Source organism: Pseudomonas sp. NPDC090592 (genome assembly GCF_044769185.1).
Classification (GTDB): domain Bacteria; phylum Pseudomonadota; class Gammaproteobacteria; order Pseudomonadales; family Pseudomonadaceae; genus Aquipseudomonas.
Window position 1 is genome coordinate 13,631 of sequence record NZ_JBIVXJ010000036.1, and the last position, 19,269, is coordinate 32,899.

At 59.2% G+C, this 19,269-nt stretch carries 14 protein-coding genes and 1 pseudogene; 3 read left to right on the forward strand and 12 right to left on the reverse strand.

The annotated features are described in order from the left end of the window. Positions 1-41: 41 nt before the first annotated feature. The 9 genes from ACIQUI_RS24605 to ACIQUI_RS24645 all read right to left on the reverse strand — a co-directional run bounded on the left by ACIQUI_RS24605 (position 42) and on the right by ACIQUI_RS24645 (position 12,144). Positions 42-926: an ABC transporter permease gene (locus tag ACIQUI_RS24605; RefSeq protein WP_403203261.1), complete on the reverse strand. Its 885-nt coding sequence runs from the start codon at positions 924-926 to the stop codon at positions 42-44. Further along, complete coding sequence (locus ACIQUI_RS24610; protein WP_403203262.1) at positions 923-1,999, reverse strand: ABC transporter ATP-binding protein; 1,077 nt, start codon at positions 1,997-1,999, stop codon at positions 923-925. The genes ACIQUI_RS24605 and ACIQUI_RS24610 overlap by 4 nt, the downstream gene beginning before the upstream one ends. Before the next feature lie 68 nt (positions 2,000-2,067). Beyond that, complete coding sequence (locus tag ACIQUI_RS24615; RefSeq protein WP_403203263.1) at positions 2,068-3,090, reverse strand: ABC transporter substrate-binding protein; 1,023 nt, start codon at positions 3,088-3,090, stop codon at positions 2,068-2,070. A gap of 16 nt (positions 3,091-3,106) precedes the next feature. Continuing rightward, positions 3,107-4,135: an ABC transporter substrate-binding protein gene (locus tag ACIQUI_RS24620; protein WP_403203264.1), complete on the reverse strand. Its 1,029-nt coding sequence runs from the start codon at positions 4,133-4,135 to the stop codon at positions 3,107-3,109. 138 nt (positions 4,136-4,273) lie between these two features. Continuing rightward, positions 4,274-5,611 (reverse strand): NAD(P)/FAD-dependent oxidoreductase, encoded by a 1,338-nt coding sequence (locus ACIQUI_RS24625; protein ID WP_403203265.1) that lies wholly within the window; start codon positions 5,609-5,611, stop codon positions 4,274-4,276. A 240-nt stretch (positions 5,612-5,851) separates the two neighbouring features. Beyond that, on the reverse strand, positions 5,852-6,580 hold the full coding sequence (locus ACIQUI_RS24630; RefSeq protein WP_403203266.1) for a transporter substrate-binding domain-containing protein: 729 nt from the start codon (positions 6,578-6,580) through the stop codon (positions 5,852-5,854). A 165-nt stretch (positions 6,581-6,745) separates the two neighbouring features. After that, on the reverse strand, positions 6,746-7,798 hold the full coding sequence (locus ACIQUI_RS24635) for a lactonase family protein (RefSeq protein WP_403203267.1): 1,053 nt from the start codon (positions 7,796-7,798) through the stop codon (positions 6,746-6,748). Positions 7,799-7,896: 98 nt separating this feature from the next. After that, positions 7,897-10,569: an aconitate hydratase AcnA gene (acnA, locus tag ACIQUI_RS24640; RefSeq protein WP_403203268.1), complete on the reverse strand. Its 2,673-nt coding sequence runs from the start codon at positions 10,567-10,569 to the stop codon at positions 7,897-7,899. 669 nt (positions 10,570-11,238) lie between these two features. Further along, a complete protein-coding gene (locus ACIQUI_RS24645) occupies positions 11,239-12,144 on the reverse strand; it encodes a LysR family transcriptional regulator (protein WP_403203288.1) in 906 nt (301 codons plus the stop codon). 250 nt (positions 12,145-12,394) lie between these two features. Here ACIQUI_RS24645 and ACIQUI_RS24650 point away from each other — a divergent pair. From ACIQUI_RS24650 to ACIQUI_RS24660, 3 genes and pseudogenes are all read left to right on the forward strand, one after another. Next, positions 12,395-13,165: pseudogene (locus ACIQUI_RS24650) on the forward strand (MCP four helix bundle domain-containing protein); the annotation flags it as partial. Further along, entirely contained in the window at positions 13,157-14,044 is an 888-nt protein-coding gene (locus ACIQUI_RS24655) for a methyl-accepting chemotaxis protein (protein WP_403203289.1), read from the forward strand. The pseudogene ACIQUI_RS24650 and the gene ACIQUI_RS24655, both read left to right, overlap by 9 nt. A 92-nt stretch (positions 14,045-14,136) precedes the next feature. Continuing rightward, entirely contained in the window at positions 14,137-15,372 is a 1,236-nt protein-coding gene (locus tag ACIQUI_RS24660) for a lactonase family protein (protein ID WP_403203269.1), read from the forward strand. Positions 15,373-15,411: 39 nt separating this feature from the next. Here the strand turns inward: ACIQUI_RS24660 and ACIQUI_RS24665 are convergent, their stop codons facing one another. Genes ACIQUI_RS24665 through ACIQUI_RS24675 form a run of 3 tightly spaced genes read right to left on the reverse strand, consistent with a single transcriptional unit; the run spans position 15,412 to position 19,146 of the window. Beyond that, positions 15,412-16,611, reverse strand: a complete 1,200-nt coding sequence (locus ACIQUI_RS24665; protein ID WP_403203270.1) for a c-type cytochrome — start codon at positions 16,609-16,611, stop codon at positions 15,412-15,414. A gap of 20 nt (positions 16,612-16,631) precedes the next feature. Next, on the reverse strand, positions 16,632-18,395 hold the full coding sequence (locus ACIQUI_RS24670) for a GMC family oxidoreductase (protein ID WP_403203271.1): 1,764 nt from the start codon (positions 18,393-18,395) through the stop codon (positions 16,632-16,634). A 7-nt stretch (positions 18,396-18,402) separates the two neighbouring features. Beyond that, on the reverse strand, positions 18,403-19,146 hold the full coding sequence (locus ACIQUI_RS24675; RefSeq protein WP_391131629.1) for a gluconate 2-dehydrogenase subunit 3 family protein: 744 nt from the start codon (positions 19,144-19,146) through the stop codon (positions 18,403-18,405). Positions 19,147-19,269 lie beyond the last annotated feature (123 nt).

Here is a 19,269-nt window from a genome sequence, read left to right on the forward strand (position 1 = left end):
CTACCTGCCCACTCAGCTGTGAGAAAGATCGATTCATGGTTTCACTCGCTGCGCCGGCCCATGCCGGCAATCTTCTTGACCAGGAACAGGATCAACAGTGTTGCCACGAGCAACACCACACCTAGCGACGATGCTGCCCCCCAGTTCGCGTACATCGATACATCGCTTTCGATGCGCATGGACAGCATTTGCACCTTGCCACCGCCCAGCAGTGCCGGTGTGACGTAGAAGCCCAAGCTGAGGACGAACACCAGGGTCGCCCCCGCGGCCAGGCCCGGCAATGACAGTGGCAAGAACACATCACGAAACGCACGGCTTGGCGACGCGCCAAATGTCGACGCGGCCTGGATATAAATCGGATTGATGCTTTTCATTGCGGCGTAGAGAGGCAGAATCATGTAGGGCAACATGATGTGCGTCATGCCGATCACAGTACCGGTAAGGTTATGCACCAGCGGCAGTGGTGTATCAACAATGCCCAGGGACATCAGAATATCGTTGATCACTCCACGGCGCTGCAGAAGCACCAGCCAGGCATAGGTCCTGACAAGCAAGGACGTCCAAAGGGAAATCAAAAGCAGCGCCATGGCAAGACCTGCCAGACGACGCGGACCGTGCACCATAAAATAGGCGTATGGGTAACCAATCAATACGCAAGCAACTGTGACTATCAAACTGACTTTGAAGGTCTGCGTAAATGCCAACACGTAGATGGGTTGCAGCAAGCGTGTGTAGTTCTCAGCGGTCAGATGTCCGTCAGCATCGAATAAAGAAAGCCCGAACAGCCAACCAATCGGAATCACAAACGTCACCAGCACCAGGAGCAGCGCGGGGACCATGGGCGAGAGCAGCAGCCACGCATGCCGCTGCGTCGCTCTACGCAACGCGCTGACGTGCAGCGTTGAGTCGAGCTGTAGGGATGTCATACAGACTCCCCTACAATCAAGCTGTCCTGGGGATGGAGTCCCAGCACTACAGCATCGCCTCGCGAGGGGATACCATCAGAGGAACTGCGGCTAGGCCGGCGAATCGATACTTGTGCGCCCTCCCCCAAGTCAATTTGCAGCAGCTGACTTTCACCTTGATAAATGATTTCCTGAACCTTGCCGCGGAACAGGTTCAGCCCTTCGGCATCATCGCTAACAAACTGAAGCTTTTCGGGACGAAGCACCACATTTGGATTACCCAGCTTGCCCGCACTGAACACCGCGCTGAGCGGCTGGTCGCGGAACCAAGCTTTGCCATCACGCATCGACACAGGCAGGAATGAGGACTCACCGACGAATTCAGCAATAAACCGATTGGCTGGTCGCTCGTACAGATTTTCCGGGGTATCTACCTGCTGAATACGCCCTTGGCTCATTACCGCGATGCGGTCGGACATGGTCAACGCCTCACGCTGATCGTGAGTAACGTAAACCACAGTCATGCCTAACCGCGCATGCAGACGACGGATTTCAAGCTGCATGGTTTCACGCAGTCGCTTATCAAGGGCCGACAGCGGTTCATCCATCAGCAAAATCTTTGGCTCGAAAACGATCGCCCGGGCCAGCGCGATTCGCTGACGCTGCCCGCCGGACATCTCGTCAATGCGGCGGTCCACCAGTTTATCCAGCTCTACCATCGCCAGAGCATCACCCACTCGACGACGTATTTCCGCTCGGTCATAACCCCGCAACTTCAGCGGGTAGGCGACGTTCTGAAAAACGTTCATGTGGGGGAACAGTGCGTAGTTCTGGAACATCATGCCCAGATCACGCTTGTGTGGCGGTTCGAACACCATCTCGCGACCGCCAAAGCGCACGCTGCCCGCATTTGGACGGACGAAGCCGGCCAAGGCCATGAGTAACGTCGTTTTCCCGGATCCAGACGATCCCAGCAAGGAGAGAAACTCCCCGCTGCGGATGTTCAAGGACACGTTATCCAAAGCCGTGAAGCTGCCGTAGGTCTTGGTGACATTCTCGATATCGATGGAGGTCGAAAGCTTGGTATCTGACATGCTCGGACTCGATGCCGTAAGGCGCAAAACTTGTTTTTATGAAAGGGCGCCATTCGACGCCCATCACCCTACTGTGTGATAAACAGATCGAAACGTTGCTGCAAAGCGGTCTGATTTTTCAGCCACCATTGCGGATCGATCATGACCACTTTGTCGATATTCTCTGGAGAAGTCGGCAGCTGCCGAGCTTGCTCCGCGCTTATGATTCCGGTGGCATAAGCCTCACTGTTGACCGGGGCATAGGGGATTAGCGTAGCCAGGTGCGCCTGGTTTTCAGGCTTGAGTATCTGACCAATGACTTTCATCGCCAGCGCTTTATTCGCGGCCCCCTTGGGGACGATCAAACAGTCATGATTGAGGATGGCCCCGTCGAAGCTGTAGTCAACCTGGTTATCCTGACCTTTGACGTCAGCCACACGGCCGTTCCAGATGGCGAGGAAGTCGACTTCACGACTGCGCAGAAGCTGTGCGGAATCGGCGCCGGCGCTCCACCAGTTGGCCACCTGTGGCTTGATACGCTCCAAGACTTTGAAGGCACGGTCCACATCCAACGGATAAAGGTCTTTCGCTGGTACCCCATCCCCTAACAAGGCCGCTTCCATGGTCAGCCAGGGCTGACGATAGAGCGCACGTGCGCCTTTCACATTTGGGTCGAAGAACTGCTGCCAGTTATTTGCCACTGGATGCCCGGTATCCTTGGCCCAAGCTACGACCGTAGCGTAGGAGTGACTGGCGACCCAGTTTTTGCCTACAACTGCCGGATTGACGTGGGTCTTGTCGATAACCGCGTAATCCAGTGGCTCCGATAGCCCCTCCTGCTCCGCCTGGGCGCATTCGGTACTGCCCAGCTCGACGAGGTCCCACTTCGGCTTGCCAGACATGACCTGTGCACGGACAGCAGATAGCCCGGACATATTGTCCTCGCGAATGCTGATACCCAGATCGCGCGCTGCTGGCTCCAGGTAAGCTTTCCGCTCAACATCCTGTAGAGCCCCACCCCATCCGGCAAAAACGAGTGTCTCAGCCTGTACGGCAGGGATGATGCTCGCCAACACCGCACTGGAGAGGGTGCTACAAATCAACTTGCGCATGACTTCCTCCCGCCGATCAGTTCTGGATGAACAAATCGAAACGCTGCTGCAACTCTGCCTGGCGGCTCTGCCACCAGCGAGGATCGAAGAAAGCGACCTTGTCGATGTTGGCCGGAGAAGTAGGCAAGCGCGCAGCCAAGTCCGCAGGGATGATCCCGGTATCGTACGCCTTGGTATTGATTGGAGGATTCGGAATCAGGGTAACAAGGTGCGCCTGGCTTTCTGGCGACATGATCTGGGCGATCAGCTTCATCGCCTGGGCCTTGTTTGGTGCGCCCTTGGGCACCACGACACAGTCATAATCGAGGAGCGCTTTATCGTAGGTGTAATCGACCTTCGCACCGGAAGCCTTCAGCTCGTCGGCACGCGATGCCCAGATAGCCAGGAAATCCACTTCACGGCTACGCAGCAATTGGGCCGAATCACTGCCGCTGCTCCACCAGTTCGAGACCTGCGGCTTAATGCGCTGAAGCACTTTGAATGCCCGATCAACGTCCAGCGGATACAGATCCTTTGGCGCCACGCCATCGGCAATCAGGGCAATCTCCAGGGTGGTGTAAGGCTGACGATAGAGGGCGCGCGGGCCCTTCACCTCGGGGTTGAAGAAGTCAGTCCAATTACGGGGTTTTGCGGCGTCTGCTTCGGTGGTCCATGCCAGTACCGTGGAGTAAGCGTTACTGGCAATCCAGTTCTTACCGTATAGATTTTCGGCCACGCCATCTTTGTTGATGACCGAGTAATCCAGCGGCTCGGTCAAGCCTTGGGCCTCAGCCATCACACAGTCGTTGGAGGCCAACTCGACAACGTCCCACTTTGGCTTGCCAGACATCACCTGGGCCCGCACTGCAGCCAGGCCATCCATGGTGTCTTCTTTAACGGTCAGACCTTGATGCTTAGCTGCCAACTCAAAATAAGCTTTACGCTCAGCATCTTGTAAGGCGCCGCCCCAGCCAGCAAAAGTGACTGTTTCCGCTGCCTGGGCATGGACCCCGATAAGGCCCACTACCACTGTCAGCGCACGCACGCGCAATTGGATTCGCTTCATTTTCAACTCCTGCATTATTTTAGTTAGACAGTTGATGCGAAACGTAGAACTCCCTGTTCGTCCTGCCGTCCTTACACTCTTGTAGGTGTATCGAGGCTTGAAGCAAGCTATTCGATTTATCCAGCTTGCACGGACGCCCTATTCAGCGTCTTTGAAGCGATACCAGGCGTATGCCATTCGCTGCCCTACACGCAGGAACGATTGCAGCGGGAAAGGTTTCGGCGCTTCGTGCAGGAACGGCACTGGTGTGGGCCGTGCATCACCCGCGAGCATTTGAGCCAGTCGCTTTCCGGTCTGTATCGAGAAAGAAACTCCACTACCCGCGTACCCACCCCCGGTGTAAACGTTCTGCATACCGGAGACTTGGTAGCAATGCGGCAACGAATTGTTGGTTACCGCTACCCAGCCACCCCAGTTGTAATCAAGCTGAACGCCTTTCAGCACCGGGAACTTGCGGCACAAGGCATCCAGCAGTCGCTGACGATGGACAGGGTTCTCCGCGTCACGCCCGTTCACGGCGCTGCGTCCACCGAACAGGATTCGATCATCGGGAAGGCGACGGTAGTAGAAGAGCAGATTGCGGGTATCGAACATGCAGTCACCGCCCGGCAAGCTATTCACCTTTTCTTCCGCGGTGAGCGGACGGGTCACGATGATTTGCGAATGCACCGGCAGAATGCGGCCGGTGAGAACAGGGTTCAATTTGCGCGAGGTGTAGCCGTTAGTGGCGACAATTACTCTGCGTGCAGTAACTACCCCGCCGGGCGTTACCAAGCGATGACCGCCAGCGGCGCTGGTCCATTCGGTAACAGGGCTACCTGGGTGAACTTTCGCACCTGCTTCACGGGCTAAACGCTGGATGCCCCAGGCGAGCTTTAGCGGATGCATGCAAAAGCCGTCTGGCAGGTTCAGCGCCCCATAGGACTCTGCCCCAGCATGCACCTGCTGCACTCCTGCGGCATCGACAAATCGCGCCGGGTAATTGAGCAAGCCGTTGTACATCTCGACTTCACGCTTGAGACCGGCAACGTGCTCTGGCTTGATTGCCACCTTGAACACACCGTCGGGCTGCTTGTCGCAGTCGATTTCACCGATATCGATCAGGTCCCGCGTTGTCTGCAAGGCCTGCTGCATTTCAGCAAAAAAAGCCCTGGCAGTATCGCGCCCGTATTTCTCAACGAGCGTTGCCAGCGGAACTCGACCACCCGAGATTCGAGCAAAGCTGCCATTGCGGCCACTGCAACCCCACGCCGTCTGGTTTGCCTCCAGGACTACTGCCTTGATGCCGTGCTCACGAGCCAAGTGATAGGCGCTGCTAAGACCCGTGTATCCGCCACCGATGATCGCCACATCAACTTCGTGGTTGCCCTGAACAGGACCGTCATCCGGAGGTGCAGCACCGGCCGTATCTACCCAATAAGAAGGAGTATGCGGCTGGGAACGGCCAGGGGTGGAATCAACGAGCGGATCGTACAATTTACACCTCGTATCGCTGTGCGATATTTACTTATTGCTTTTTTAATAAGCTAATACCGTCCACACTCCTCGTCAATCGACATGAGATAAAATAAATCGTTTTTTACCCTATAAGTCTTGACAAACAAATATATTTAATCGACAAGCGATTTGTTGGAATCGCTTGTCGATTATTATGGTTATGAATAGCAGCATTGACCTTATACGGCCGTGTCGACTCAAACCGTAGTCAGGCAGCTGTCAGCGCGAGGCACTCACGTCGGTCTGGCCGGTAGCCAAAAGCGCGCCGCGAACGAACCCTGAGCGCAACTGTCGTTCGACAAAATCCCGAACATAGGCGGCGGCATGATGGTGTTTACGAGGCACAGCCATGGCCTGGCGGATCGAAGTAAAGGATCCGTCAAGCACGCGATAGCGCGCATCTGAGAGGGCTACTCTCTGCAAAGGCTGGCGAACCCCGGCCGCAGCGTCCAGGCCTTGCTCGAGGAACAGGTCGACGGCAGCTGCGGAAGTGTCCGCGCGCACAAGTTCTGCCTGCTGCAACGTGCGACTCAGGTAGAGGTCATAGGCGGCGCCCTGGCCGACGGCCACGCGCAGGCCGGCTTGATCCAGTTGGTCGACGTGCTGATAAGGCGCGTCGGACCTGACCAGGTAAGTACCTTCAATCAGCACGTAGGGATCGCTGAACGCGATCTGCGCCTCGCGCACGGGTTCTATGGCGAGGAAGGCAAGACTCCAGGCCCCCTGCTCCAGATCGGCAAACACCTTTCCAGCTGCGTCATAAGTACGCATGCGTGGAGTGATACCGAGCTCTTCTGCCAGGGCCTTGGCCAAGGCGACAGAGACGCCTTGGGGTTCACCATCGGGGCCGCTCTGGGCCAGTACCGGATTACCGAGATTGATGGCCACGTTGAGGATGCCGTCAGGAGCAAGTTCGGCTAGAACCTCTGAGGTTAGTGTACTGGACACAAGGATTCTCCATTTTCATTGGGGCTTGGTTGGACGCAAGCCTACACCGCACTGATTCAGTGCCAGCGCATTGCTTACGGGTGGAGGGAGAGAAAAGCTCAAGCGGCGCTGCTCGCTATCCCGCGCATCGAACGCCCTCGTTGCCATTGCGCTGAGCCGTGTGCCTTAACTGGAAAAAACCATACATACCGGGCTACCGGTCGAAACCGAAAAGCCAGTCTTGCTCAATCTTCCGTGCTGCGCGTCAACTGCCAATGCAACGATGCTGTCACTGTCTTCATTAAGGACGAAGACAAAGCGCTGGTCGGGCGTCAGGGCAAAGAAGCGAGGGGTCCGACCACCAGTCGCTGTAACATCCAGCAGTTCCAGCAGACCGCTGTGGGTATCGATGGCGAATACCGCGATACTGTCGTAGCCACGGTTGGATGCGTAGAGAAAACGACCAGTTCGGTCGACTTCGATCTCTGCCGCCCGACTATTGCCGGTGTACGTAGAGGGTAACGACGACAACACCTGCAGCGGTTGCAGCGCACCGCTTGCGGCATCGAAGCGATAACTGGTCACGGTCGAATCGAGCTCATTGACGGCGAAAGCCAATGGCGCACAAGGGTGCAGCGCGATGTGCCGGGGCCCTGCGCCCTCACGACAAGCTACGAATGGTTGCTCAGCGGGCCGCAACTTGCCGTCGGCAAAACGGAAGCTGAATATCCGGTCCAGGCCTTTGTCAGGTACCAGCACAAACTGGCCCGAGGCGTCGAACAGGTTGAAGTGGGGCTTGGCGAAGGGCTGCTCGACCCGGTGCGGTCCGACCGGCCCCTCCAGTTGTACCAACTGGCTGACCTCACCCAGGCTGCCGTCGGTGTGAACGTGGAGTACGGCCAGCGTGCCGGTGATGTGATTGGATACGACAAGGTGCCGTTCACTAGGGTCCAGCGCCAGATGCACCGGGTTGCGCCCTTCACAGTTCTGGGTATTCAGCCAGCTCAACGTGCCATCCTGGGCACTGACCTTGAAGGCGCTCACCTCACTGCGGTCACCATGCACGGCGTACAGCCGATCGCCGGCACGATTGAGCGCCAGGAATGACGGGTTGACCAGGTCGCCCAGTACCTGGATCAGGTCCAGGGTGCCCAACTGCTGGTCCACACGGTAGACCGAGATGCCATCGCCCCGCGCATTGCGCTCGCGAGTGGTACGTGAACCGACATAGGCATACATAGATTGTTCTCCGGTTTAGAGGTGCGTGACAGGCGCTCGGTGACCTTCGTCCACGCAAGCATAACGGCCACCGCCGATGATCTCTGGGTCTCTACGCCTTATTGGCGGGTACGCTTGACGACCTTGCGAATAACATAAGGCAGCACCCCCCCATTGCTCAGATAACGGATTTCCTGCAGCGAATCGATGCGGGCGATCAACTGGATTTCGTCGCGCTGGCCACTGGCACGGTGAACGACCATGCCGACACGGTTATCACCCACGCCCAGTTCGTCGAGCCCGATGAAGTCGAAGTGCTCACTGCCATCGAGGTGCAGGTCTTCCACGCCCTGCCCTGCTTCGAACAACAATGGCAATACCCCCATCCCGATCAGGTTGCTGCGGTGTATACGCTCGATACTGCGCGCTACTACCGCACGCACGCCAAGCAGTGCTTGCGCCTTGGCCGCCCAGTCGCGGCTGGAGCCTGCGCCGTAGTTGATGCCAGCGAAGATCACCATGGGCGTGTCGGCGAAGCTCTTGGCGGCGTCGTACAGCGGCTGGCGCTGACTGCGGTCGGCATTCCAGGCCCAGGCGCCAGGGCCAGGCTGCTCCTCACCGAGCAGGCGGTTCTTCACCGACTTGTTGGTGAAGGCACCGCGTAGCATGACCTCATGATTGCTGCGCCGGGTGGAGTACTGATTGAGGTCCTGCGGGTCTTCACCCCGCTCAAGCAGCCATTCGCCGGCCTGGCTGTTGGCCGGGATCGCGCCAGCGGGTGAGATGTGGTCGGTAGTGACGTTGTCGCCCAGCACCATCAACGGCCGCGCGCCCTGGATGGCCAGGCTGGCCTTGGGCTCGGCCTGGATGTCGGCCAGGTACTGCGGGCGGCGCAGGTAAGTCGAACGGGCGTCCCAAGGGAACTGCAGGCTGCCTTCGGCCGACAGCGTCTGCCAGTGATGGGTACCGTCCCACACTGTGGCCAGGCGCTGGCGGAAGAACTCTGGCTTGACTACACGGGCTACCAGCGCGGCTACTTCCTCATCGGAAGGCATCAAGTCGTGCAGGTATACCGGATTGCCCTGCGCGTCGTAGCCGAGCGCATCCTGAGTGAGGTCGGTGTCGATGTTGCCGGTGATGGCGAACGCCACGCACAGGGCCGGCGAAGCCAGGTAGCCGGCCGGCACCTTGGGGTTCACCCGACCTTCGAAGTTGCGGTTGCCAGACAACACCACGACGCCCTTCAGGCCCTGGTCGGCGAAGGTCTCGACATGTTCCTCGAGCTTGCCGGAGTTACCGATGCAAGTCATGCAGCCGAACCCTGCCAGCTCGAAGCCAAGCGCAGAAAAATCCTGTAGCAAGTCGGCTTCAGCGAGGTAATCGGCGACCACTTGCGAGCCTGGCGACAGCGAAGTCTTGACCCAGGGTTTGCGCTGCAGCCCAAGCCGGCGGGCATTGCGCGCCAGCAGGCCGGCCTGGATCATCTGCGCCGGGTTGGCGGTATTGGTGCAACTGGTGATCGCCGAGATCACCACCGCGCCGTGGCTGATTGGCTGGCCGAAGGAGGGTTCGAAGAATTGTTCTGCCTTCGGCCCCGCAATCAGGTTGCCGCCGCCAAGTACTTCGTCCTTGAACGAGGGGCCCGAACGCGACAACGGCTGGCGCTGGTGTGGTTGATACGGCCCGGCGACGCTCGGTTCGATGCTTGCCAGGTCGAGTTCGATGAGTTCGTCGAACTCGGGCTCAGGCAATTCGTCACGCCGATGCAGGTTTTGAACATGCATGTAGCTGGCGGCCTGCAGGCACAGCGCCTCCGAGCGACCCGTCAGCTTGAGGTAGTCCAACGTCTGGTCATCGAATGGGAAGAACACTACGGTGGCGCCATACTCCGGGGCCATGTTGGACACCGTGCCACGTGCTGCCCAACTCAGGGTAGTCAGCCCAGGGCCTGTGAATTCCACGAACTTGCCCACTACAGAGCGTTTACGCAGGATTTCGGCAACATGCAGCGACAGGTCGGTCGCCGTGACACCAGGGCGCAAGGCGTTGGTGACCCTGAAGCCAATGACCTGCGGGAAGTTGATCGGTACCGGCTCACCAACCATCGCAGCCTGCCCTTCCAGACCGCCTACGCCCCAGCCCAGGACACCAATGGCATTGATCATCGGCGTATGGCTGTCGGTGGCAACCATGTCATCCGGGTGCAGCAAGCGTTCGCCATCCTCAGTGCGGCTTTCCCACACCACTTTGGCCAAGGCTTCCATGTTCATCTGGTGAATGATGCCGGTACCCGGCGGGATCACGCCAAAGTTATCCAGGCTTTTTTGCGCCCATTTGATGAAGCGATAACGTTCACTGTTACGGCGAAAATCGATGTCGAGATTCTGCTCGACTGCCTCAGGCTCGGCGTAACGTTCAACGATTACCGAGTGGTCGATGGTCAGCACCGCCGGAATTTGTGGGTTCATCGCAGCCGGATCGCCACCCAGCTCGGCGACCACGTCACGCATCCCGGCAAAGTCGGCCAGCGCAGGCAGGCAGGTGGTGTCATGGAACATCAAACGGTTGGGCTGGAACGGCACTTCGCAATCCGGGCCCTGGCCGATGGCGCGCGCGAGCACGGGCTCGAGAGCCTCGGGCGTACACCGGGCGACGTTCTCCAGCAGGATGCGGATCGAATAAGGCAAGCGCTGCAATTGGCTTGGGGTCAGCAGCTTTTTCAGGTCAACGTAGGCAAATCGCACCTGGTCGATTTCCAGGTGACTCATCAGGTCGCGGGCAGTCTCGGTCATGCTCGGTTCGCTCGGCTTCTTATCGTTTTAACAGCACTGGCATTGCAATCAGTCCTGTCGATGAACCGATACTAAAAGCAGCCTGCCAGGTTGAAAATTGGTCATTCGCCACGACAGCGTTCGTCAATCGAGAACGCTCAAAAGCAGGCCTATGGTCATGCCAGTCAGTCAAGCAATTTGGGGCCACGTTGCGGCCCATCGCCGGCAAGCCAGCTCCCACAGGTACGGCGCATGGCTTGAGTTCAGTGCAATCGGTGTGGGAGATTCTATGGTTTCTTGCAATGGCATCAGGGTTGCCAGGTGCTCGCCACGGCATCTTCAGCGCCTGTGAGATCGAGCGCCGCCCGCGCGGCGCATCGCGAGCAAGCTCGCTCATTTGTTTCGGGCCAGTAACGCCTGTGCCATGCTCGCGCGACCGCCTTGTTCGTTCGACGCGATATCGAGCCATGCGCCAAAGCGTTCGCGCGCTAATCCCACAGGATTGATTGGCCCGAAACAGATGTAGGAGCGAGCTTGCTCGCGATGCGCCGCGCGGGCGGCGCTCGATCTCACAGGCGCTGCATACCTTGTGGCCAACACCTCTCAGCCCTGATGTGCTCTCTGTGGGGCTGGCTTGCCTGCGATGGGCTGCGCAGCAGCCCCGGCAGTCTGAACTGACTGGCATCAGGCCTATTGGGCCAGCCGCAAATGATCGATGAAGGTTTTCAGTGTGGCGGAGGCTGCGTCATATTTTTTCACCACCAGCAGCAGCGTTCGCTTGGCCCACGGCTCGTCGAGTGTTACCGCCTTGAGTTTGTGGCTGCGCAGGTACTGACTGATCACGCTGCGTGGAAGCACGGCTATGCCCAGCCCGTTCGACGCCATCCTGCACATGCAGTCGAAGCTGCTGACGCGGATACGCAGCTGCAGCGTCATATCGAGCTTGGCAGCCTCGGCGGTCAGCAAGGTATGCATTGAGCTGCCCAGGTGAGGCCCGATCAATTCATGAGCCAGTACCTCGTTGAAGGTCACCCGCTCGCGATCTGCCAACGCATGCCCAACGGGCACTGCCAACGTCAATTCGTCATGCCGGTACGGGTAGGTTTCCAAGCCTTGGGTCGGGGTTTGCTCGGCGATGATCCCGAGCTCGGCCCGCCCATCGGCGACTGCACGCACCACCGCTGAGCCGACGCGCTCCTCGATGTCGAATTTTATCGCGGGATAGACCCGGGAAAAGCTCGCCAGATCCTGCGGCAGGAACTGGGACAGGGCCGAAGTGATGGCATGCAAGTGGATGTGCCCTTTTACACCACTGGCGTACCCGCTCAGTTCGATGTCCAACTGAGCCATCGTTTGCTTGATCTGGCGGGCATGAAACAACAGCGACTGGCCTGCTGGCGTCAGCTCCACGCCCCTGGCGTTGCGCACCAGCAACGGCGAGCCGATCTGCGCCTCTAGCTCGGTGATGCGCTTGCTGATGGCTGAGACCGCCATGTGCTTGATGCGACTGGCGCGGGTGAGGTTACGCTCCTGCGCGACCGTGATGAAAAGATCAAGGCTGATAAGGTCATAGAGCACGGCTTGAGTCCTCGTCATAGCCCTCAAAAGTCCGGGCCGGCCATCCAAAACAAACTCATTATTGATCTTTAGATCACATAAATACAGTCCATTACACTTTCACAGCCCGTATCCCCAAGACTTGAGAGTGGCAATGTGACACATTACGTTGCACTTTTGAGCGCGAATAACCCAAAACCCCTTCACATCTGCGACAGAAGGAGCCCAGAAAAGCTCCATCACCTCGCATTCAGCTACCGCTCCCCCTATCACCAATAAGGCAGTAGAGATGTTTCTGCGTCGACTTAAAATCGCCCCCCGAGCAGGCTTCGGTTTCGCCTTGATCGCTGTACTCGTGGCCTTCGTCGGTCTGTTTTCTTTGTCCAAGATGGGCCAGATGCGTGATCGGCAGATCCAGACCGAACAGCGCTGGGTGCCCAATCTTCAGCTGGTCAGCAATCTGCGTGAGGACATGTTGCGTATCCGCACGGTTGGCCTGCGCCTGGCACTGGATGCATCACCTGAGCACGCCGAAGATTTCGTGACTCAGTATCGAGAGCGAGAGCGCCAACTCGATGCCGACTTGCATAAACTGCGCGACCAGCTCAACACGCCGATTGAACGTCAGCTATACGAGCAATTCGCCAAAGGTTTCGACACGTACCGCAACTTCATGACCCAGAGTTTTGCCTTTAGCCGAAACGGTGAGCAGGCGGCCCTCAAGGAGCTGACACTGACGGGCATGAAGGGCATTGTCGACCGAACCAGTGAGCAGCTTGATGCCTTGGGCAATGTGTACAGCCATGAAATCGAGCAGGCCGGCGCACGCTCTGCCGAAGGCTTCAGCAGTTCTCGCACCATCGTGCTGACGATGGTTGCAGTGGCGGCTGTGGCAACCATCGCCCTGGCGTGGCTGCTGACCCATAGCATCGTTGCCCCCCTTCGCAGCGCGATCCAGGCGGCCCAGCGCGTGGCAGCAGGTGACTTGCGCCATGCACAGCAGATCAGCGGCGCGGACGAAGTGACCGAACTCGAACTCGCCATCAGCCAGATGCAGGGGCAACTGCGAGAAACGGTAGCACGCATCGCCGATTCGAGCTCGCAGCTGGCCGCCGCCGCCGAAGAACTCAACGCCGTTACCGAAGCATCCAGCGAGGGCTTGCGTCGACAGAACGAGGAGGTCGAACAAGCAGCCACCGCAGTGAATGAAATGACCACTGCTGTCGAAGATGTAGCCCGTAATGCGGTATCCACTTCCGAAGCGTCGAGCCAGTCCAGCCGTTCTGCCGATCATGGCAGGGAACGTGTCGAGATGACCCTGACAGCCATTGCCGAGCTGAGCCAAGAGGCAGCAGAAACAGCAACGGCCGTGCAGGTACTGGAGACGCAATCCCAGGAAATAGGCAGTGTGCTGGATGTGATCCGCGCCATCGCCGACCAGACCAACCTGCTCGCGTTGAATGCAGCCATCGAAGCTGCCCGCGCCGGCGAAGCCGGCCGCGGCTTTGCGGTGGTTGCCGACGAGGTGCGGGCATTGGCAGCTCGAACTCAGCAATCCACCCTCGAAATCGAGCAGATGATTGCAGATATGCGCGAAGGCACCGGTCAGGTACTGGCTGGAATGGAGCGAAATACCGACAAGGTCAGGACCACCCGGGAACTGGCGCATAAGGCCGGCGCAGCACTGGATGAGATCACTCACTCGACCCATCAGATCCATGATCGCAACACGGTAATCGCCACTGCAGCGGAGCAACAGGCACAAGTCGCTCGCGAAATTGACCGAGCGTTGGTCAGCATCCGCGACCACTCGATCCAGAGCGCCACCGGTGCCCGGCAAACCAGCGCTGCGAGCAGCGAACTGAGTGCACTCGCAGCGCAGCTGATGCAATTGGTTGGCCGCTTCCAGATCGCCCGCGACCCGCTTGCAAGAAACTGAGACACCTTTCATTATTGCTTTTGTGCATACTCAAATACAATTACAGCAGCCATCCTCAGGCTGGCACTGCACAATCAGGAAAGCTGACGCCCATGAAAAAAAACATGATTTCCCTGCTGCTGGCAGCAGCCCTGCCAACCGCGACTCTGGCTGACTCCGCCCCCAAAGCACCAGAGTTGCTCTATGCGAGCCTTGGTGAGCGCATTCTCGCCTATCGAGTGGATCCCGACGCGGCAGAACTGCACCCGCTAGGCGAAACGCTTGCCCCGGCAAACTTGCAGTTCGCGGTGAAAAACTCGACAGGCAGCATGTTGTACGTAGTTTCCAGCAACGCTGGCAACGGCACCCTAGGCGCCAAGGGTGATACCCATGTGCTCCAGGCTTATCACATCGACACCGCCTCCGGCCGCCTGGTACAGGTCGGAGAGAATGTGAACCTTCCAGAACGCCCCATCAATCTGGGGCTTGATCGCGGCGATCGGTTTGCCATCGTGGCTTACAACCAGTCAGCGACCCTCAGCGTCCACCCGATCGGCGCCGATGGCGGCGTCGGGAACGCCGTGGCTCAGGGCCAGGTTCCTCAGGCAGGCATTTTCACCCACCAGGTGACCTTCACGCCCGACGATCAATACGTGATAGCACTCGCCCGCGGCAACGATGCTGTCAAGCAAGTGCCGGATCAGCCGGGCAGCATCAATACCTTCTCGCTAGACGCAGACGGCTTGCTGCACAAGGTCTCCAGCCAGGCGATCGACCCGGGCATCGGCCCTCGCCACCTCGCTTACCACCCCAGCCAGCCTTGGGTCTACATGGCGATGGAAAGGGGCAACAAGCTCTACATGTATTCACGCGACGCCGATGGCCGGCTGGCAGAACGCCCCAGTTATGTGAAGGACACACTGAAAAGTCTCGACAACATGGAATTTCCGCGTCAGCGCGGTGGCGTGATCCAGGTGTCGCCAGACGGGCGCTTCCTGTACGTGAGCAACCGCGCCGACGCCGCTACAGAGCGAGACGGCAAGCGCGTCAACAACGGGGGTGAAAACAACATCGCAGTCTTCGCTATCGACCCCCGCACCGGCGAACCGCGTCGCATCCAGATTGTAGACGGCCACGGCATCGAAGCCCGCACCATGCAGGTGGATCCGTCCGGCAAGTTGCTGATCGTGGCCAACCAGCTGACCCAGTGGGTCAATGACCACGGCACGCTGCGCAAGGAACATTCGAACCTTTCTGTATTCCGTATCGAAGATTCAGGCAAGTTGCAGTTCGTGCGCAAATACGACATGGATGACGAGAGCAAATCGCTGCTCTGGATGGACATCTGAATCACGCCGAGCCCCGCATTGCGCGGGGCTCGATCGTTTTCAGTGGCCGGCTGCCAGGTCTTCGCGCACTGCGCGGGCCTGGTCGGCCGTCACGGCAGGCGCAGCGTTATCCCAGGTGTTGCGGATGTAGGTGGCCACCGCCGCCACCTGGCTGTCGTCCAGGCGCCAGGCAAAAGACGGCATGGACGGGCCGGTCGGCGCGGCATCGGTGGCAACCGCCTGAGCCCCTTCGAGCACCACCCGTAGCACCGTGGCGGGGTCGTCCGCCAGCACCGCACCGGCATTGCGCAGAGACGGGAAAATCTTCTCCACACCTTCACCATTGGCCATGTGACACGCCGAACAGTTGTCGGCGTACAACGCCTTGCCCGCCACCATCGCCTGGGTTTTCGCGTCCACGGGCTTGGGCGACTTGAGCCCAGCGTCCAGGCTTTTGATGTAGGTGGCTATCGCGTTCAGGTCTTCGTGCTTCATGAACTGGGTGGAATGCATCACCACTTCGCCCATGGGCCCGGATGCGGCCGAAAAGCGGTTGCGCCCGGTCTTCAGGTACTCGACCAGTTCGGCATTGCTCCAGCCGCCGACGCCCCGGTATGCATCGCCCGTGATGGTTGGCGCCACCCAACCTTGCAAGGTGTAGCCCTGCAGGTGGCCGTCGGCGGTATCGCCGCCCAACAGGTTTTTCGAGTTGTGGCAGGTGCCGCAATGAGCAAGGCCTTCGGCCAGGTAGGCGCCACGATTCCATTCGGCGCTCTTGCCTGGGTCGGGCTTGTACTCACCCTCTTTGAAAAACATCATGTTCCAGCCATACAGGCTGGTCCTGACGTTGAAAGGGAATGGCAGCTGGTTGGCCACCACTTTGTTGTGGACCGGCGGCAGCGTGGCCAGGTAGGCACGGATCGCCAGCAGATCCTCGCGCTTGACCTTCGTGTAGGCCGTGTAGGGAAACGCGCCATACAGCAGTTCGCCGTGGTGCCCAACGCCTTTCTGCAGGGCCTGCACGAACTGCTCGTCGGTCCAGGCGCCAATGCCTGTTTCGCGGTCTGGCGTGAGGTTGGGCGCGACAAGCTTGCCGAACGGCGTCTCGATGGCCTTGCCGCCGGCCATCACTGGGCCGTGCTCGCTGGTATGACAGGCCGTGCAGTCACCCACGGTGGTCAGATAGCGGCCTTTTTCGATATCAGGGAAGAACGCGCTGTCCGCGTGGGCGGCAGCGGATAGCATGAGCGAAGCAGCCATTGCTGCGGTGGCTGTCCTGATCATGCGTGCACCAGCGGGCCAGGGTTCTTCAGGTACTGAGTGCGGATCGCGTGCGCGGCCCAGTAAGCCAGTGCGCCCACCGTCGCGGTGGGGTTGTAGCCGGCATTCTGTGGGAAAGCAGAGCCGCCGATCACGAACAGGTTGGGTACGTCCCAGCATTGCAGGTACTTGTTGACCACGCTGTCACGCGGGTTGTCACCCATGATCGCGCCACCGGTGTTGTGGGTACTCTGGAACGGCACGATGTTGTAGGGCCCTTTCGCCGGCTTGGCCACGATCTGCCGTGCACCCATCGCGCGCGCCACGTCAGCGGCCTTGTCGGTGACGAAGGCGGACATTTTCAAGTCGTTCTCCGGGAAATCGAAGGTCAGCTGCATCATTGGGCGGCCGTGACGATCCTTGTAGGTAGGATCGATACCCAGGTAGTTCGAGCGGGTCGGGTAGGAACTGCCTTGCGTGCGGACCACCGTAGTGCTCAGGTAGTGCTGCTTGGTCGCAGCCTTCCAGCCCTTGCCCCAGCGTGGCGTGCCCGGTGGTGTCATGCGGTTGCTGATCGGCCAGCCGCTGGTGACGTTGGACATGATGCAGGCACCGCCGAAGAAGCCCAGCCCCGAATGGTCGAAGTTGTCACCGTTGTACTCATCACAGGCCTGACCCACGCCACCACCAGCGATGAAGGGGTTGAAGTTCTTGTCGTCGAAAAACGCCTGCACGCTGGAGTTGGTCTGGTAGGCGTAGTTCTTGCCGATCAGCCCGGTCTCGCTGACGGGGTCATACGGCTTGCCAATGCCGGATGCGAACAGCAGACGTACGTTCGGTACCGAAAACGCCGTGAGGATCACCAGATCCGCAGGCTGCTCGTATTGCTGACCACTGGCATCGACATAAATCACGCCGACAGCACGCTTGCCAGACGCATCCAGCTTGACCTGCAGCACTTCCGATTGCACCTGGGCCGTGAAGTTACGCCGCCGCATCAGCGCCGGGATGATGTTGGTCTGCGGCGTAGACTTGGAGTAGTTGGCACAACCGCAGCGCGAGCAGTAACCACAATAGGTGCACGGCGCCATCGTGACGCCGTAGGGGTTGGTATAGACCTTGGAGGCATTACCGCTGGGCGTAGGGAAAGGCCGCAGCCCCATCTTCGCAGTGGCCTCGGCGAACAGCGTTGGCGCATAGGTCATGGGCATCGGCGGCAACGGGAATTCGCTGGAGCGATTGCCTTCGAACGGGTTGCCGCCCGGCTGGTACTGGCCATTGAGCATGCCGGCCTTGCCACCGATACCGGCCATTTTCTCGAACTTGTCATAGAACGGTTCGAGTTCATCGTAAGTCACGCCCCAGTCGCGCACCAGCAGGTCCTTGGGGATTGCCTTGGCGCCATAACGTTCGGTCAGGTGCGAGCGCAGGACGAAGTCGGTTGGGTTGTAGCGCCAGGTCAGGCCGCTCCAGTGGGCACCCGAGCCGCCCAGGCCGGTACCCAGCAGGAACGAACCGTACTCGCGCATCGGCAGCGCTGTCTGGCCGTAGGCATTGCGGAAGGTGTAGGTGTCCTCCGCGGCCGTGATCATCAGTTCTTGCTGGATCACGTAGCGCAGTTCGTCCTGCACGTAGCCGGGGTTGAAATCGGTGCCGGTATCGCGCCATGGTCCGCGCTCGAACGCGACCACGTCCAGCCCTGCCTCGGCCATTTCGATCGCCATGATCGAACCGCACCAGCCCAGGCCGACAATCGCGACATCTTTCTTGGGTAACTTGATCATCTGACTCTTACACCTTCCAGTCTGGACGACCGGCAATACTCACGGGAGGGTTCGGATAGGTCTGTCCGTGCTTGTCGATCCAGTCCAGGTAGTCGTAGCGCGAGCCTGGGTAGCCGATCATTTTCCAGCTCACCATGTCGCGATTACCGCCGTAAATCGGATCGGCGAAGAAGCCTTCCATCGTGCGCGACAGCAGCACTTCGAAGAATGCGCTGCCCTGAACGCCGTCGGGCAGCTCCACATGGCCGCTCTCCAACCCTCTCAGCAGCGCTTCGCGGTCGTGCGCGGCCAGTTGAGCGAACGGTTGGCCAAAGGCAGCCTGGCAGTGCTTGTCCAGGGCAGCCAGGCCCGCGCGCATCTGCTCGGCGGGTGTCAGCGGCGACTGCGGGCCTTGAGTAGGCAGCCCCTTGGCGAATGGGCCTTGCAGGTACATGCGCGCCCCCTGCCCTTGCGGCCCGGACATCTGACGATCGATGTAGATGGCGCAACCGGCGTCTTTACCGCTCAGGCTCAGTTCATCAGCAGGGATTAGCGTTTCTACGATGGCTTCCACCGCCAGTCGCTCCTGGTCGTTGAAGAACGTCCAGTTATGCGGGTTGATGTCGGCAGGCGGGTCAGCCGCGCCAGGTGTCCAGGGCAACGCTTGGCCACCGACGATGGTGGCAGCGTTGCTGAAGGATGAGCTCACCGCGATGAGCGTTCCGGCGCCCAGTAACTGGCGACGAGTGATCCCATTGGGTGTTTCTTTCATACAGGCCTCTCAGGACAATCACGAGCGGCCGGCATGTTAATGGATTTTGTAACATCAAAATACAATATTTAAATTAATATTGCTCAGATCCGACCGGCAGCAGCGGGCTTGCCTCGGTTGAAT

What these genes read in the sequence shown, in the direction of transcription:
- ACIQUI_RS24665 (WP_403203270.1), bottom strand. Translation starts at nt 16,611, where the DNA reads ATGGCTGCTTCGCTCATGCTATCCGCTGCCGCCCACGCGGACAGCGCG.
- ACIQUI_RS24670 (WP_403203271.1), bottom strand. Translation starts at nt 18,395, where the DNA reads ATGATCAAGTTACCCAAGAAAGATGTCGCGATTGTCGGCCTGGGCTGG.
- ACIQUI_RS24605 (WP_403203261.1), bottom strand. Translation starts at nt 926, where the DNA reads ATGACATCCCTACAGCTCGACTCAACGCTGCACGTCAGCGCGTTGCGT.
- ACIQUI_RS24610 (WP_403203262.1), bottom strand. Translation starts at nt 1,999, where the DNA reads ATGTCAGATACCAAGCTTTCGACCTCCATCGATATCGAGAATGTCACC.
- ACIQUI_RS24615 (WP_403203263.1), bottom strand. Translation starts at nt 3,090, where the DNA reads ATGCGCAAGTTGATTTGTAGCACCCTCTCCAGTGCGGTGTTGGCGAGC.
- ACIQUI_RS24655 (WP_403203289.1), top strand. Translation starts at nt 13,157, where the DNA reads ATGCAGGGGCAACTGCGAGAAACGGTAGCACGCATCGCCGATTCGAGC.
- acnA (WP_403203268.1), bottom strand. Translation starts at nt 10,569, where the DNA reads ATGACCGAGACTGCCCGCGACCTGATGAGTCACCTGGAAATCGACCAG.
- ACIQUI_RS24635 (WP_403203267.1), bottom strand. Translation starts at nt 7,798, where the DNA reads ATGTATGCCTATGTCGGTTCACGTACCACTCGCGAGCGCAATGCGCGG.
- ACIQUI_RS24675 (WP_391131629.1), bottom strand. Translation starts at nt 19,146, where the DNA reads ATGAAAGAAACACCCAATGGGATCACTCGTCGCCAGTTACTGGGCGCC.
- ACIQUI_RS24645 (WP_403203288.1), bottom strand. Translation starts at nt 12,144, where the DNA reads ATGACGAGGACTCAAGCCGTGCTCTATGACCTTATCAGCCTTGATCTT.
- ACIQUI_RS24620 (WP_403203264.1), bottom strand. Translation starts at nt 4,135, where the DNA reads ATGAAGCGAATCCAATTGCGCGTGCGTGCGCTGACAGTGGTAGTGGGC.
- ACIQUI_RS24660 (WP_403203269.1), top strand. Translation starts at nt 14,137, where the DNA reads ATGAAAAAAAACATGATTTCCCTGCTGCTGGCAGCAGCCCTGCCAACC.